General features: G+C 38.1%; 13 protein-coding genes. 12 read left to right on the forward strand and 1 reads right to left on the reverse strand.

Annotation, left to right across the window (positions count from 1 at the left end):
• The first annotated feature begins 7 nt into the window (after positions 1 to 7).
• The 6 genes from IGJ76_RS03590 (at position 8) to copB (ending at position 7,436) form a co-directional block, all read left to right on the forward strand.
• Complete coding sequence (locus IGJ76_RS03590; RefSeq protein ID WP_067483942.1) at positions 8 to 1,474, forward strand: amino acid permease; 1,467 nt, start codon at positions 8 to 10, stop codon at positions 1,472 to 1,474.
• A gap of 161 nt (positions 1,475 to 1,635) precedes the next feature.
• Positions 1,636 to 2,181: a topology modulation protein gene (locus IGJ76_RS03595; RefSeq protein WP_071869142.1), complete on the forward strand. Its 546-nt coding sequence runs from the start codon at positions 1,636 to 1,638 to the stop codon at positions 2,179 to 2,181.
• 73 nt (positions 2,182 to 2,254) lie between these two features.
• Positions 2,255 to 2,689, forward strand: coding sequence for a CopY/TcrY family copper transport repressor (locus IGJ76_RS03600; RefSeq protein ID WP_067483945.1), 435 nt, complete (start codon positions 2,255 to 2,257; stop codon positions 2,687 to 2,689).
• A 13-nt stretch (positions 2,690 to 2,702) separates the two neighbouring features.
• Complete coding sequence (gene copZ / locus IGJ76_RS03605) at positions 2,703 to 2,915, forward strand: copper chaperone CopZ (RefSeq protein WP_067483947.1); 213 nt, start codon at positions 2,703 to 2,705, stop codon at positions 2,913 to 2,915.
• Complete coding sequence (locus IGJ76_RS03610; protein ID WP_218658124.1) at positions 2,912 to 5,095, forward strand: heavy metal translocating P-type ATPase; 2,184 nt, start codon at positions 2,912 to 2,914, stop codon at positions 5,093 to 5,095. Before copZ ends, IGJ76_RS03610 begins: the two co-directional genes overlap by 4 nt.
• 169 nt (positions 5,096 to 5,264) lie before the next feature.
• Positions 5,265 to 7,436, forward strand: coding sequence for a copper/silver-translocating P-type ATPase CopB (gene copB / locus IGJ76_RS03615; RefSeq protein ID WP_270492816.1), 2,172 nt, complete (start codon positions 5,265 to 5,267; stop codon positions 7,434 to 7,436).
• A 26-nt stretch (positions 7,437 to 7,462) separates the two neighbouring features.
• Here copB and IGJ76_RS03620 read toward each other — a convergent pair whose 3' ends face one another.
• Positions 7,463 to 7,615, reverse strand: a complete 153-nt coding sequence (locus IGJ76_RS03620; RefSeq protein WP_169819337.1) for a hypothetical protein — start codon at positions 7,613 to 7,615, stop codon at positions 7,463 to 7,465.
• Positions 7,616 to 7,911: 296 nt separating this feature from the next.
• On the opposite strand from IGJ76_RS03620, the gene IGJ76_RS03625 reads away from it, so the two are divergent.
• The 6 genes from IGJ76_RS03625 (at position 7,912) to IGJ76_RS03650 (ending at position 15,967) form a co-directional block, all read left to right on the forward strand.
• The gene (locus IGJ76_RS03625) at positions 7,912 to 9,567 is read left to right on the forward strand and encodes a PTS transporter subunit EIIC (RefSeq protein ID WP_082904095.1); all 1,656 of its coding nucleotides are present in this window, start codon (positions 7,912 to 7,914) and stop codon (positions 9,565 to 9,567) included.
• The gene (locus IGJ76_RS03630; protein WP_067483955.1) at positions 9,533 to 11,569 is read left to right on the forward strand and encodes a BglG family transcription antiterminator; all 2,037 of its coding nucleotides are present in this window, start codon (positions 9,533 to 9,535) and stop codon (positions 11,567 to 11,569) included. The genes IGJ76_RS03625 and IGJ76_RS03630 overlap by 35 nt, the downstream gene beginning before the upstream one ends.
• A gap of 33 nt (positions 11,570 to 11,602) precedes the next feature.
• On the forward strand, positions 11,603 to 12,043 hold the full coding sequence (locus IGJ76_RS03635) for a PTS sugar transporter subunit IIA (protein WP_067483957.1): 441 nt from the start codon (positions 11,603 to 11,605) through the stop codon (positions 12,041 to 12,043).
• A gap of 544 nt (positions 12,044 to 12,587) precedes the next feature.
• Positions 12,588 to 14,351: a PTS mannitol transporter subunit IICBA gene (locus IGJ76_RS03640; protein WP_086270645.1), complete on the forward strand. Its 1,764-nt coding sequence runs from the start codon at positions 12,588 to 12,590 to the stop codon at positions 14,349 to 14,351.
• A 14-nt stretch (positions 14,352 to 14,365) separates the two neighbouring features.
• Positions 14,366 to 14,803, forward strand: a complete 438-nt coding sequence (locus IGJ76_RS03645) for a PTS sugar transporter subunit IIA (RefSeq protein WP_067483960.1) — start codon at positions 14,366 to 14,368, stop codon at positions 14,801 to 14,803.
• 12 nt (positions 14,804 to 14,815) lie between these two features.
• Positions 14,816 to 15,967, forward strand: a complete 1,152-nt coding sequence (locus IGJ76_RS03650) for a mannitol-1-phosphate 5-dehydrogenase (RefSeq protein ID WP_067483962.1) — start codon at positions 14,816 to 14,818, stop codon at positions 15,965 to 15,967.
• The last annotated feature ends 59 nt before the right edge of the window (positions 15,968 to 16,026 follow it).

Here is a 16,026-nt window from a genome sequence, read left to right on the forward strand (position 1 = left end):
AGAGACAATGAACGACAAACAACTGCGCTGGTTCACAGTTGCATTGATTGCATTCAATATGGTCTGGGGTATGGGAAATGTTGTGAATAACTATGCACAACAAGGGATTTCCGTTATTACTTCTTGGCTATTGATTCTTGCAATCTATTTTATTCCTTATGCTTTGATTGTTGGCCAATTAGGTTCAACATTTAAAGATAGTAAAGGTGGCGTAAGCTCTTGGGTTGAAAATACAACTTCCAATAAACGACTAGCTTATTACGCTGCATGGACTTATTGGGTTGTGCATATTCCTTATTTGGCACAAAAACCACAAGCAATTTTGATTGCCGCTGGCTGGGCAGTCCAAGGAAATGGAGATATCGTGAATACGATGTCTGTTCAATTAGTTGCTATTATTTCATTAGTAATCTTTTTAGCGTTCTTATACTTATCAACTAAAGGATTATCAACATTGAAAGTAATCGGTGGATTAGCAGGAACTGCGATGTTCGTGATGTCATTACTATTCATCTTACTAGCAGTGACAGCACCATTCATCAATCCAACAATGGAATTTGCTACACCACATATGAATCAAGTGAAAACATATATTCCGACATTTGATTTTAGTTACTTCACAACCGTTTCAATGTTAGTTTTCGCAGTAGGTGGAGCAGAAAAAATCTCTCCTTACGTAAACTCAACAAGAAATCCTGCAAAAGAATTTCCAAAAGGAATGATTTTCTTAGCAGCAATGGTTGGTGTTTGTGCAGTATTAGGTTCAGTTGCAATGGGTATGCTATTTGCAAGTGACAATATTCCCAAAGACTTAATGGCAAATGGTGCTTACAGTGCCTTCCAAATTTTAGGTAATTACTATGGAATTGGAAATGCACTAATGATTATCTATGCGTTAACAAATATGGTTGGGCAAATTTCTGCTTTGGCCTTCTCAATTGACGCGCCACTAAAAATCTTGTTAGCTGATGCTGATCCAGAGTTCGTACCAAACTGGTTGCGTAAACGTAATCGTAAAGGGACTTTGGTCAACGGTTATTTCTTAACAGGGATTTTAGTAAGTATCATTATCTTACTACCAATTTTCGGTATCAAAGACATGAATGAATTAGTTAAATGGTTGACTAACTTAAACTCAGTTGTAATGCCAATGCGTTATCTATGGGTATTCTTGGCTTACATGATGTTGAATAAAGCATATAAAAAATTCACTTCAGAGTATAAATTTGTTAAGAATCCTAAAATCGGTTATATCTTCGGTGCATGGTGTTTTGCATTTACAGCATTTGCTTGTATCTTAGGTATGGTTCCAAAAATCGAATACGCAGCTGATCCAAAAGCTTGGTGGTTCCAATTGATTTCAAATATCATTACACCAATTGTGTTGATTTTACTAGGAATGATCTTACCTGCGATTGCACGTCGTGATAAGAACAAAGAAGTTCCTGTATCAGAAACAATTCCACAAGCATAATTCAGTAATTAAGTAATAAAAGTGAAAGAATAAGTTGCCATAGGGTCTGACAAGCTAACTAGTGATTAGTTTGTCAGATCCTATTTTTTTGTGTATCGTAAAAACTATACATATTCATAAGTAGGAATGAAATCAAGAAAATAGAGAGGGAGGATTTATCAATGAATTATTTGATCATGGGCAATTCTGGTTCAGGGAAGTCAACATTTGCTCGGAAACTTCAACAAGTAACAGGAGCCAGTTTATTGCCACTGGATTTTTTGTGGCATCAAACAGACTATAGCGAAGAGGCTCAAATTTGGTTTCAGGCAGAGCAAGAAAAGTTTATCCGCACAAATGAAAACTGGATCGTGGATGGCAATTATTTAGGAACAAGTGACTTACGGTTCCAACATGCGGACATACTTATCCTCTTAAAAGTACCACGTCTACTGTCCTTGTTTCGAGTAATTTCTCGTTCAATCAAACGAAAAAATAATCCAGATTCTAGACCAGATATGCCAAAAACATTTCAGGAAAAATTTGATCGAGAATACTTAGATTTTCTTCTCTACATTTGGCGATTTCCCAACAACCAAGCAGTGAGACTAGAACAAATTTTGCAGGAGCAACCCAATGAACTACAAGTAATCATTCTAAAAAGCAAAAGAGATCAAAAAATTTTCTTTCAAAAATTAATCGAGCAAAAAAGAAGTAAAGAGAGTTGACAGTTTTTGTTTACAGTTGTAAACTAAGTTTGTCTTTAAAGATTACAAGTGTAAACGAAGAGGGGTGAAAGCAATGGTAAAAACGAAAATGCCTGTTAAAATTAGTGATTCTGAGTGGGAAGTAATGCGAGTGATTTGGACATTGAACCAAACGACTGCGCAAGAGATCACTCAAATTTTAGCGGATTCAATGGACTGGAAAGCTGCTACTGTCAAAACGTTACTGGGCCGACTAGTGAAAAAAGAAGTTGTGTGGACGCAGCAAGAGGGGAAAAAATTTATTTATCATCCGGCAGTTTCTGAAATGGAAACGGTTCGTAGCGCAACAGAAAATTTATTTTCACATATTTGTGCAAAAAAAGTTGGTGAGACGATTGCTGACCTAGTGGAAGAAGCCACTTTGACACAAGCAGATATCGATAAAATTATGGAACAGTTGCAACAAAAAGAACCAGTGGCAACAATTGCTTGCAATTGTATCCCCGGACAATGTACGTGTAAATCATAAGGAGGAATTTAGGATGAAACAACAATTTTCAATTCAAGGTATGAGCTGTAATCATTGTGTAGCAAAGGTTGAAGAAACACTTCAAACATTACCAGGTGTTCAAAAGGTAAAAGTAAATCTGAAAAAAGCGAAGGGCATGGTCAAATTCGACGAAAGTCAAATTCAATCAGACCAAATCAAAGAAAAAATTACAGCACTAGGATATCCTGCAGAGGTGATTGAATGACTGAAACACCACAAATGACTACCTTGGTGATTACTGGTATGACTTGTGCAAACTGCTCTGCACGAGTGGAAAAAGAATTAAAAGAACAACCAGGAGTGATTTCGGCAACGGTCAATTTAGCAACGGAAAAAGCAAGTGTCAAATATGCTGAGACTTCTTCTGAGGCATTGATTCAAAGTGTCGAAAAAATTGGGTACGGCGCAATTTTATATGACGAAGAACACAAACAAAAAATTGCTGAAGAAAAAAAAGCGTACTTACGAAAAATGAAACGAGATTTAGTTTTAAGCGCACTCTTAACTTTTCCATTAATGGCATCAATGATTGCCATGATGTTAGGAAATCATGGCGCACTTGTTCAATTTTTCCATCAACCAATGGTCCAACTGCTTCTGGCGTTTCCCGTCCAGTTTTACGTGGGTGCACGTTTTTACCAAGGTGCATATCATGCACTGAAAACCAAGGCACCAAACATGGATGTTTTGGTCGCTCTTGGAACGACTGCTGCTTTTCTATTAAGCATTTATAACGGATTTTTTTCAAGTACAACCAATGATTTGTATTTTGAAAGTAGCAGTATGATCATCACCTTGATTTTATTAGGAAAATATTTAGAGCATACAGCCAAAAGCAAGACAGGCGATGCTATCAAGCAATTGATGTCGCTACAGATGAAGACAGCTCAGAAATTAGTTGATGGTGTCGAAGAAACGATTGCGATCGAAGACGTTACAGTGGGAGATTGTTTAGTGATTCGCCCTGGTGAGCAAATTCCGACAGATGGGAAAATCATTTACGGAAGTAGTGCGATGGATGAAAGCATGTTGACAGGGGAAAGTTTGCCGGTGGAAAAACATCTTGGTGACGCCGTTTTTGGAGGAACAGTGAATACGACTGGTCTAGTACAAATTCAAGTTTCCCAAGTCGGTAGTCAAACCGTGTTAGCTCAAATCATCCAAATGGTAGAAGATGCCCAAGGAAGTAAGGCACCAATTCAACAAATTGCTGACCGTATTTCTGGTATTTTTGTACCTGTAGTCTTAGTTGTTGCTTTCTTTACGTTGGTTTTAACTGGATGGCTTACAGGTGATTGGCAATTGGCTTTGATTCACAGCGTATCCGTTTTAGTGATTGCTTGTCCTTGTGCCTTAGGATTGGCAACACCAACAGCAATTATGGTTGGAACAGGTGTCGGCGCACGAAATGGTATTTTGATTAAAGGCGGCGAAGCGTTAGAAGAAGCGGCGGGACTTACGAGTATTTTATTAGATAAAACAGGAACGATTACACAAGGAGCACCTCAAGTAACTGATGTGATTGGTTCAACAGAAGTTGTTAAACTCTTTCATAGTTTGGAACAAGCTTCCGAGCATCCTTTAGCAAAAGCAATCAATGATTATAGCAAAAAAAACGGGATTGCTCCTTATGAAGTGAGTGAATTTACTGCACATCCGGGCGCCGGAATCAGTGGGAGAATCAATCAGCAAGAATATTTTGCTGGGACAAAAAAACGCTTAGCTCAATTAAGCCTATCAGTTGCGTCATTGGAAGAACAAGCGCTACACTTAGAACGAGAAGGAAAAACAGTCATGTATTTGGCTGATGAGAAGCAAGTTTTAGGATTGATTGCAGTAGCTGATGCAGTAAAACCAGAAGCAAAACAAGCAATTGCAAAACTTCAAGCACAAAAAATCGAAGTGTACATGGTGACGGGTGACAACAAACTTGCTGCTAATGTGATTGGTAAACAAGTAGGGCTTGATTCAGATCATATTTTTGCGGAAGTACTGCCAGATGAGAAAGCCGCTTATGTTCAACGATTACAACAAACGGGTCAGAAAGTCGGCATGGTTGGTGATGGAATCAATGATGCCCCAGCTCTTGCTTTAGCTGATGTTGGTTTAGCGATGGGAAGTGGAACGGATATTGCCATGGAAACAGCGGATGTTACTTTGATGAATAGCAATTTAATGGCTGTTGAGCAAACGATTGACCTATCTCGTGCTACGTTGAAGAAAATCAAACAAAATCTTTTTTGGGCTTTTGTTTACAATACAATTGGGATTCCATTTGCTGCGTTTGGTTTGTTGAATCCGATTATCGCTGGTGGCGCGATGGCATTTAGTTCAGTCAGTGTGCTACTTAATTCATTAAGTTTGAATCGGAAAATGAAAAAATAATTGAAGTGAAGAAGGGATCGAGATGAAAGAATCAGAAAAACAGAATGAATTGTCGAAACACGATCATGAAAAAATGATGCAGGATCAGATGTCTCACGATGAGCAGCATTCAGCGAGTCAGGAGGCTCATGAAAAGCAAGAAATGGACAAGCAAAAGCATCAGCATGACATGAGTGAGATGGATCACTCGAAGCATGAAGGAATGAATCACGAGCATGACATGAGCGGGATGGATCATTCAATGCATGGACATATGCATGACCATGATATGGGTGGGATAGATCACTCGAAGCATGAAGGAATGAATCACGAACATGATATGAGCGGAATGGATCATTCAATGCATGGACATATGCATGACCACGATATGGGTGGGATGGATCACTCCATGCATATGGGGAATTTTAAGCAGAAATTTTGGTTGTCCCTTGTTTTAGCTATTCCAATCATTCTTTTGTCACCAATGATGGGCTTGGAACTGCCTTTTCAAATCAGCTTTCCTGGTTCTGAATGGGTTGTCCTTGTTTTAGCTACGATTCTCTTTGTTTATGGTGGTCAACCATTTTTAAGTGGTGCCAAAATGGAATTAGAGCAAAAGAGTCCGGCAATGATGACCTTGATTGCAATGGGGATTTCTGTTGCATATATTTATAGTTTGTACTCTTTTATCGCGAATTTAGTTAACCCACATGCACATGTGATGGACTTTTTCTGGGAATTAGCTACTTTAATCGTCATTATGTTACTGGGCCATTGGATTGAGATGAATGCTGTTTCAAATGCAAGTAATGCGTTGCAAAAGCTAGCAGAGTTATTGCCTGAATCAGTTAAGCGAATCAAAGAAGATGGGACGGAAGAAACAATTTCTTTGAAAGAAGTTCATGAAGGTGATCATCTAGTCGTACGCTCAGGAGATAAAATGCCGACAGATGGCATCATCATCAAAGGAAATACGATTGTCGATGAATCAGCTGTTACGGGTGAATCAAAAGGAGTCAAAAAACAAGTTGATGACCGCGTAATTGGCGGATCAGTCAATGGTGAAGGCACGATTGAAATCAAAGTTACGGGTACAGGTGAAAATGGATACCTTGCGAAAGTAATGGAAATGGTTCGTAAAGCACAAAGTGAAAAATCAAAATTAGAATCTTTATCAGACAAGGTTGCTAAGTGGTTGTTTTACGTTGCGTTGATTGCAGGGATCTTAGCATTTATTATTTGGCTAGTTGTTGCCGATTTACCTACCGCGTTAGAACGAATGGTGACGGTCTTTATTATTGCGTGTCCCCATGCACTAGGTTTGGCAATTCCTTTAGTTGTAGCTCGTTCAACATCAATTGCTGCAAAAAACGGCTTGCTGTTGAAAAATCGCAATGCTTTAGAACAAGCCACTGATTTGGATGTCATCATGTTAGATAAAACCGGAACCTTGACGCAAGGAAAATTTACGGTCACAGGTGTTGAAATGCTAACTGATTCTGTAACGAAACAGGAAGCACTTGAAATGATTGGTGCGCTAGAAGCAAATGCCAACCATCCATTAGCAATCGGGATCATGAGCTATCTGCAAGAGCAAAAAATTACACCAGCTAAAGCTGAAAATTTGAAAAATTTAGCAGGTGTTGGCTTAGCTGGCACGGTGAACAATCAGGAAGTCAAAATCGTGAATGAAAAAGAAATCAAACGACTTGGCTTCGTTGTAAAACCAGAGTTACTCCACAGTTATCAAGAACAAGGAAATACGATTAGCTTTTTACTTTTAGCAGACCAATTGGTGGCAATGATTGCACTAGGTGATGTCGTGAAACCAGAAGCAAAACAATTTATCCAAACATTGAAAGATCGCAAAATCACACCAGTCATGTTGACCGGTGATAATGAAAGTGCTGCTCAGGCAGTAGCACATTATTTAGGAATCGATGATTTTTATGCGGGATTGTTGCCTGATGATAAAGAGAAAATCGTGCAAAATTATTTGCAACAAGGTAAAAAAGTCATTATGGTTGGTGACGGGATCAATGATGCACCAAGTCTAGCTCGTGCAACAATCGGTATGGCAATTGGTGCCGGAACAGATGTGGCAATTGATTCAGCAGATGTCGTTTTAACCAATAGTAATCCCAATGATATTTTGCATTTCTTAGATTTAGCAAAACAAACAAGAAGAAAAATGATTCAAAACCTTTGGTGGGGAGCAGGCTACAATATTATCGCAATTCCTTTGGCTGCCGGGATTTTAGCGCCAATTGGTATTTTATTAAGCCCAGCTGTTGGTGCTGTCTTGATGTCACTCAGCACAGTCGTAGTTGCTTTGAACGCGTTGACTTTGAAAATCAAATAAGTTAGATAAACCAAGGGGTGATGAGCTTAGGCCATCACTCCTTTTTTGATTAATCCAAAGCTTGTTTGAAATAATCGTGCTTTAGCTTCAAGCTCGATTTTTACTTTTTCAATTTCTTTTAATGAAAGTGTTTGACTTTCGTGGATTTTCTTTTTCGACTTTTGTAAAAGTTCACTCATTTGTAGAACCTCCATTCATACAAAAATAATTAGTTAGGTACCGAATTATTTTCTTGTTTCGATTATAGTTCGGTACCTAACTATATGTCAAGAAGTTTTCTAAAAAAGAATAGATTAGATGTGAACTACATAAAAATTTTGTGGACGCTTTGGGTTCTTTGTTATACTTTAATAGTGACTCTTCAGATGATCATCCTGAAGTGTAAGGAAGTGGGGAGGAAAATCACTTGGTAGAAAACATAACGACCAAAAGCTTGGGACTACGAAAACTTGGACATAAATTGAGCCAATTGATTATGCCAAACCTAAGTATTTTTATTGCTTGGGGATTTCTTTCTTTTCTAACGCCTTATTTTTCTGGAGAATTAGCCCAGAGGCTGAATGAAGTGAGCGAGTGGATGCTTCATTTGTTATTACCGATTTTGATTGGTTATCTAGGTGGGAAAATTACTGGAAATCAACGTGGAGCAATTGTTGGCGCAATTGCTACGCTAGGAATCATTGTTGGTTCAACTGCGCCACAAATTGTGGGAGCCATGATTATGGGAACGTTAGCAGGAAAAGTGTATGATTTTTTTGAAAATAAAGTTAAAGAACAGTTTACGATTGGATACGAGATGTTGATTCATAATTTACTTGTAGGAATCATCGGTGGTGTATGTTGTCTGCTGGGAATGATTGTGATTACGCCTCTCATTTCTTCGGTTAGCCAAATGATTTCACAAGCTATTCTTTGGTTGACGGAAATGAAAATGCTTACGTTAGCTCATGTCTTGTTGGAACCACTCAAAGTATTGTTTTTTAATAATATTATCAATCATGGAATTTTGACACCACTTGGCATTGAATTTACTCAACAAGAAAACTCATCAATTTTATTCTTGATGGAGGCGAATCCGGGGCCTGGGATTGGTGTGTTGCTTGCGATTCTTTTTCAGGGAAGAAGAGAAACCAAAACCAATGCAGGGAGTGCGCTAATGATCCAAGCTATTGGTGGTATCCATGAAATTTATTTCCCTTTTGTATTAATCAAACCAAAACTTGTATTGGCAGTCATTTTGGGCGGTGCTAGCGGAACCTTTCTGTTTCAGTTATTGCATGTAGGGTTAAGTGCGCCAGTCTCACCGGGCTCATTAATCGTTATTTTGACGAATACGCCGACAAATCAGCTTTTAGCCGTTAGCTTTGGTATTTTAGTGAGTATTCTAGTGACGTTTAGTTGTGCATTGTTTTTACTAAGGAAAGAAGCAGTGAATGTTGAACAAGAAAAGTCAAATGATGAGGAACGTGAAGAAATGCAACTAGCGAAAAATAAAAAAATTATCTTTGCTTGTGATTCGGGAATGGGCTCAAGTGCGATGGGTGCTGCGCTATTAAAGAAACAACTACAAGTCGCAAACTTACCTGCAAGCGTTGATTATGCTTCGATTTATCAAGTCAAAGATCAACCAGATCAACTAATTATTGTTCAAAGTGAACTGACAGTGCTCGCACAACAGCAAGCACCAAATAGCCAAATTCTCTCCTTGGATCACTTTTTGGAAGTAGAGAATTCTTTACCAAAGATTAAAAGCTTTCTTTTAACAACTACTCACATGGAGAAATCCGCAGAAATTGCCATAGAAATGGACAGAAACGAAACTGAAAAGGTTGTGTTTTTATACGCTGAAAATATTCGAGGCTCACAAACGATGGGCATGACGATCCTAGCACAATTAGCGAAGAAACAGGGACGCTCACTTTCCATTAGCAAGCTACCAATTGAACAGTTAGTAGGCGAAAAAGAAACCATTTATGTTGCTACAACTGCTTTCTTCCACAAGTATCCCCAGTTAGCAGAACTCTCCAAGATTGTTTTAGTTGAACATTTCGTTTTAACAACAACCTATGAACAATGGATGAAAGGAGGAGTTGAGCATGTACTTGTCCACAAGGGAAAAACAATTGATTAGTGAGTTGTTACACAGTTCCACACCAGTGTCCGTAGATCGAATGATGACGGTCTTAAAAGTTAGCAAGCGAACAGTTTATCGTGAGCTAGATCAGTTAGCTTTATCGTTGAAAGCAGTTGATGCGCAATTAAAAAAAGTAACGCGTGGTTCGTTCTTGATTGATGCGACAACTGAAACCAAGTCGAAACTATTAGCAGAAATCAATGATGAAGGTGGCGAAGAGCTTTCGACATTGGAGCGACAACATGCGATTTTATTAGCGATTTTATTGACAGCACAGCCGTTGAGTTTAGCACATTTTTTGGAAACTTATTTAGTCAGTAATACAACATTTTATGCAGATATCAAGCAACTTGAAGCAAGTATCGAACACTTGCCTTTAAAAATTGTTCGTAACCAAGGATATGAAATCGTTGGCCCAGAAAAATATCGACGTTTATTGGCGGCGAATGTGTTGGAATTGGAAATTAATGAATATGAATTGTTTCATCTGATGAAAGAACAAAAAAGTTCAAATTATTTTTTTCAATTTATTCAGTTAGAAAATTTCTTTTTAGTGAGAAAGATGATTAGTGAAGAGCTGATTGGCAAAAAAAATGAGCTGAGTGACCGCAAATTAGCACATCTGATTTTGATATTGACGCTGACGATGGATCGGGTGAAAAAAAATCAGTTTTTGACGAATGAAACATATTTAGGTTTAGCCAATAAAGAGTTTTTACAAATCGCCAAGCGACTTTTTGCTATTATCGGAAAAGAAAGCCAACAACTTTATCCAGTGAATGAAATTGTCTTTTTTGCAAGTTTGTTGAATGATTTTTCTAATTCATTTGATAAAGATTTCTTTGATGAACATTTTGATACACAGCTTGCTTATCTAGTAAAACAGCTGATTACATTAGTTAGCGAAGAAACAGATGTACGTTTTTATGAAGATGAAAGCCTTTATAAAATGTTACTAACACATTTGTCTGGGGTATTTTCTCGAGCGATTTTGCAAGAAGAAACGTTGACGAATCCGATTCTTGAAAAAATCATGGTTCAATACGAGGAACTGACTACCGCCATTCGATCCGCAGTTAATCAAGTCTTTCAAGAAAAACAGTTATCCAATGAAGAAATTGCCTATATGGTTTTACATTTTGCTAGTTCACTTGAACGTAGTCCAAAAGAAAGTTCGATCCGTATTGCCGCTTTTTCTCCAAGTGGTTTGGCCTCAACTAGTATGCTAGAAATGCGCTTGAAACGGTATTTTCCTTCGATTAGTCAACTGGAGTTTTATCGGATTGCAGATATCAAAAAAGTAAATCTTAAAAAAACATATGATGTGGTCATTTCGACTTCCGTTTTACCGGGATACACAGGAAATTATTTGTTGGTGTCACCCTTATTGTTAGAAGATGAAATCAAACGTTTGAAACAAGCTTTTCAAAAAGTGAGAAGCGCTCATCCTTTGCCAGCAGAAAAAACGACTACATCTGAGCCAATTTTAGCAGATCAATACGAACAAACTTTAGCTGTGATGGAAAAAATCAATCAGTTACTTTCTCGCTTTTTTATTCAAGAAATCAGTAATGAAGACAAACTAAGTGAGATTATAAAGCAGGTTCTTTCTTTTTTACCAACGAATTTACTTACAGATGAAAAAGACGTCCAAGAAAAATTAATGCGACGGTATCAACAATCACCAATTGGGATTCCTAAAACAACTATGGGCTTGTTTCACACATCTAGTTCAGCAGTGGCAGCTCCAGTTTTTTGTATCTTCGAGTTGAAGCAACCAATCACAATTGAAGGAATGGACAAGCAATCAATCACGCTTGAACGAATGATGCTAATGCTCGCTCCCTCACCAATTGAGGAAACAGATAGCCGATTACTAGGAAAAATCAGTGCAGCAATGATTATGAATGACTTGAACTTAGAAATTTTTCAGTCAGGTAATCAAGCAATCGTCTATCAATTGTTGGCAAAAATTTTGATTGATGAGATGAAAAAGTAAAGGAATGAAAAAAGAAACGGAGAGGAGACAAAAATGGAATTAGCCACAGAAAGAATTCAATTGAATCAAACTTTCAGTGATTGGCAAGATGCGCTGACAAATATTGGGGCATGGTTAACTAACCAAGGCTGGGTAAAAGCGGGGTACACTGAATCAATGATCGAACGTCAAGAATTGATGAGCGTTTATATTGGTAACTTTGTTGCCCTACCTCATGGCAACGAAGAACTGGTAGTTAAAGAAGGCATCTCACTTATCCAAGTGCCTGACGGGGTTAACTTTGGAACTAAAGAAGAGCCAAAAATTGCCACAATTCTATTTGCGGTTACCTTCAAAAAGGAACAGCAATTACCAATGTTACAAGAACTGGCATTTTTTTGTGCGGAAATTGAACAAGTGATTGCGTTAAGCGATGCGAAAACTGTGTCAGAAGTGCAAGCAATTTTGGAAAAAAACACCACTAAGTTTGAGTGAAAATTTATAGTTAAAATGAATGAATATTAGTGAACTGTAAAAGAAGGTTGTGGTGCCAAGCGTTCAGCTTCGAAAAAATAATGAGCAACTGACAAAAATAGCTTTTCATGTTTTTGGACAGTTATGAATTATTTCGAGAAGTTGCTTGGGGAACACCGAGGCGAAGGTTGTGGCGCAAAACGCTTAGCTCTGACAAGATAGCGAGTAGGCACTCAAAAATAGTTTTTCATCTTTTGAAATGACGCAAGCTATATGGAGGAGTTGTTTTGGGAACACCGAGGAGAAGGCTGTGAAAGAAGTGTTCAACTCCAATAAATAAAAAAATTACCAGAAATTGCTTCTCAAATTTTTAAGTAATTTGAGCTTATTTGGAAGAAGTTACTTCTGGAACACCGTTTATTTTGAAAAAAGAGTACGACAATCGTCGTGCTCTTTTTTTTATACTCTCCATGTTTTGGCACAAACCTTTGTGCCAAAGTACGACTATTTATGTATTTAGTAAGCGGATACAATTAAGCCATAAAGAAGAAAAGGAGCTAAAAAAATGGAGCAGACGATGAATACCAAAGAAAAAGTCTCACTGAAAGCACGTGTTCAAAAATTAGGAAGTACCTTGTCTAGTATGGTGATGCCCAACATTGGAGCACTAATAGCATGGGGTGTCCTAACAGCTTTATTTATTCCAGATGGCTATTTACCGAATGAACAATTTGCGACAATGGTTGGTCCAATGCTGACTTACTTGATCCCGCTATTGATTGGTTACACTGGTGGAAAAGTAATCGCAGGTGATCGAGGCTCAGTTGTCGGAGCCATCGCAACGATGGGCGTCATCGTGGGGACAGATATTCCAATGATGCTTGGCGCGATGATTATGGGGCCTTTGGGCGGTTATGCAATAAAAAAATTCGATCAGGTATTTCAATCACGAATTAAATCAGGATTTGAAATGTTAGTTAATAATTTTTCAGCAGGATTGATTGGTTTTGGTTTAGCTCTAGTTGGTTTTACCGGGATTGGTCCAGTTGTGGATGGCTTGACACAAGCGATGGCCCAAGGTGTAGAAGTTATTTTAAACGCGCACTTAATTCCACTTACGAATATTTTTATCGAACCAGCGAAAATTTTATTTTTGAATAATGCAATCAATCATGGCATTTTAACACCACTTGGAACAGAGCAAGTCGCAACAGCAGGCAAATCAATTTTGTTCTTATTAGAAGCCAATCCTGGCCCTGGCTTAGGTGTGTTATTAGCTTTTACTTTCTTTGGCAAAGGCGCAGCAAAATCTTCTGCACCCGGTGCAATCATTATCCACTTCTTAGGTGGAATCCATGAAATCTATTTTCCATACGTCATGATGAAACCGCTTTTGTTCTTGTCGGTAATTGCAGGCGGAATTTCAGGAAGTTTCATTTTCCAATTATTAGATGCAGGACTACGCGCGCCAGCTTCACCCGGATCAATTATTGCTATTTTAGCAATGGCACCACTTAGTTCTTATCTACCAGTGTTATTAGGTATTGGAGTTGCAACCATCGTTTCATTTGCAATTTCTGTAGTTATTTTAAAGGCAGATGCTCGAGAAGAATCAGAAAGTTTTGAGCAATCGGTTCAAGAAATGAAACAAGCCAAACAAACTGCTAAAGGCTTGACTATTCGTCCAGAGGCATTTTCATCAACTAAAAAAATTATTTTTGCCTGTGATGCAGGTATGGGTTCAAGTGCAATGGGAGCTTCAATTTTAAGAAAAATGGTTCAGAAAGCTGGTCTTCCACAAACCGTGACAAATCAAGCGATTAGTCAGTTAGTAGATGAAGAAGGGACGCTAATTATTACCCAAGTTGAATTGCAAGAACGAGCAAAACAAAAAGCACCACATGCACAGTTTGTTGCAGTTGAAAACTTCTTGAATTCACCGAGATATGACGAGGTAATCCAACAATTAAGCCAAAAAGAAACAACCGAAACTAGGGAACTAATGGACGAACCATCAATCGAAATCGGACCACAAGACATGAGTAAAATCCAAAAAATCGTGATTGTCCACGACCAACGAGCAGGATCGGCAACGATGGGAATCAATGTCTTAAAGGAAGTGCTTCAAAAAAATGATATTCAAATTCCATTAAAAAAAATCAAGATTGATGAATTAGCTGATGATGAACATTCATTGGTACTTGCTAAAGAACATTTGACGAAAGAAATTCAAGAGCTTGCACCAAATGCTCTTCACTTACCAGTTGAAAGCATGGTTCAAATCAAACATTACGAAACCATTGCGCAACAGCTTAAAAAATCTGCTTAAAAAAGGAGAAAACGATGAAAGCACTAGATTTTAGTATGATCGAATTAAACCAAGCATTTGCTTCTAAAGAAGAAGCGATTCGTTATTGCGGAGAAAAGTTAGTTGAGGCGGGCTGCGTGGATGAAGCATACATCGACTCAATGATTCAACGTGATGAGATGTTATCTGTCTATATGGGAAACTTTATTGCTATTCCTCATGGGACAGATTCAGCAAAAAAATATGTTAAGAAATCTGGTATCTGTGTAGTACAAGTACCCGAGGGAGTCAATTTTGGAACAGAAAATGAGGAAAAAATTGCGACTGTGTTATTCGGCATCGCAGGTGTCGGAGAAGAACATTTAGCGTTAGTTCAACAAATAGCCTTATATTGTAGTGATGTTGACAACGTTGTTCAGTTAGCAGATGCATTAAGTAAAGAAGAGGTTTGTGAAAATTTAGCGATTGCATAAGGAGAGAGAAAGATGAAAGCAGTACATTTTGGAGCAGGAAATATCGGACGTGGATTTATCGGTGAAGTGTTAGCAGAAAATGATTTTGACATTACTTTTGTGGATGTCAATCGTGAAATCATTGATGCGTTGAATGAAAGAAACGGATATGTTATCGAACTTGCGGATGAGTCAAAGAAACGAATTGAAGTCCAACATGTTTCTGGAATCAATAATCAAGAAAATCCTCAAGCCGTAATTGCTGCGATTGGCGAAGCAGACTTAGTGACAACTGCGATTGGACCCAACATTTTGCCTTTTATCGCAGAATTGATTGCTAAAGGGATTGAGCAACGAGAAAAAGTACAGAATACAACACCTTTAGATATCATTGCTTGCGAAAATATGATTGGTGGTTCAGCATTTTTAGAAAAAGAAGTCCGTAAACATTTATCACAAGTTGATTTTTTAGAGAAGTATATTGGTTTCCCCAATGCAGCAGTTGACCGAATCGTTCCGTTACAAAAACATGAGGATCCGCTGTTTGTTCAAGTTGAACCTTTTAAAGAATGGGTGATTGCAGATCACGAACGAAAAAACACAGCAATCGAATTGGAAGGTGTCCTTTATGTAGCCGAGTTAGAACCTTATATTGAACGCAAGCTATTCAGCGTGAACACTGGACATGCAACAGCTGCTTACACGGGTGCTTTGCTAGGCTATCAAACGATTGATGAGGCAATGCAAGATGCGTTAGTTGTCGCACAACTAAAATCTGTGTTGCATGAAACAGGAAATCTGTTGATTGCGAAGTGGGGCTTTGATGAAAAGCAGCATGAGCAATACATTGAAAAAATTATTCAACGTTTCCAAAACAAATATATTTCCGATGCAATTAGTCGTGTTGCGCGGACACCTTTAAGAAAATTAGGAAATCAAGAACGCTTTACTCGACCAATCTTGGAATTAAAAGAAAGAGATATTGTTTCACCACATTTGACTGCGACGATGGGTATTATTTTTAACTATTATGATCCAAACGATGAACAAAGTTGCGAACTTTATGAAATGAAGCAAACAAAAAATATCGAGGAACTGATCCAAACCGTGACAGGAATCAACGATGCGAAAATGATTGGCGCAATCAAACAAAATGTGGAACGCTACGATAAACAAGTTGCGTAATGAAAAGTTCGACCATTACATCAGATAAAAAAGAGGCTGGGACTCATCAAGTTCCGGTC

Source organism: Enterococcus sp. DIV0175, from assembly GCF_050529075.1.
In the GTDB taxonomy this organism is placed as follows: domain Bacteria; phylum Bacillota; class Bacilli; order Lactobacillales; family Enterococcaceae; genus Enterococcus_B; species Enterococcus_B thailandicus.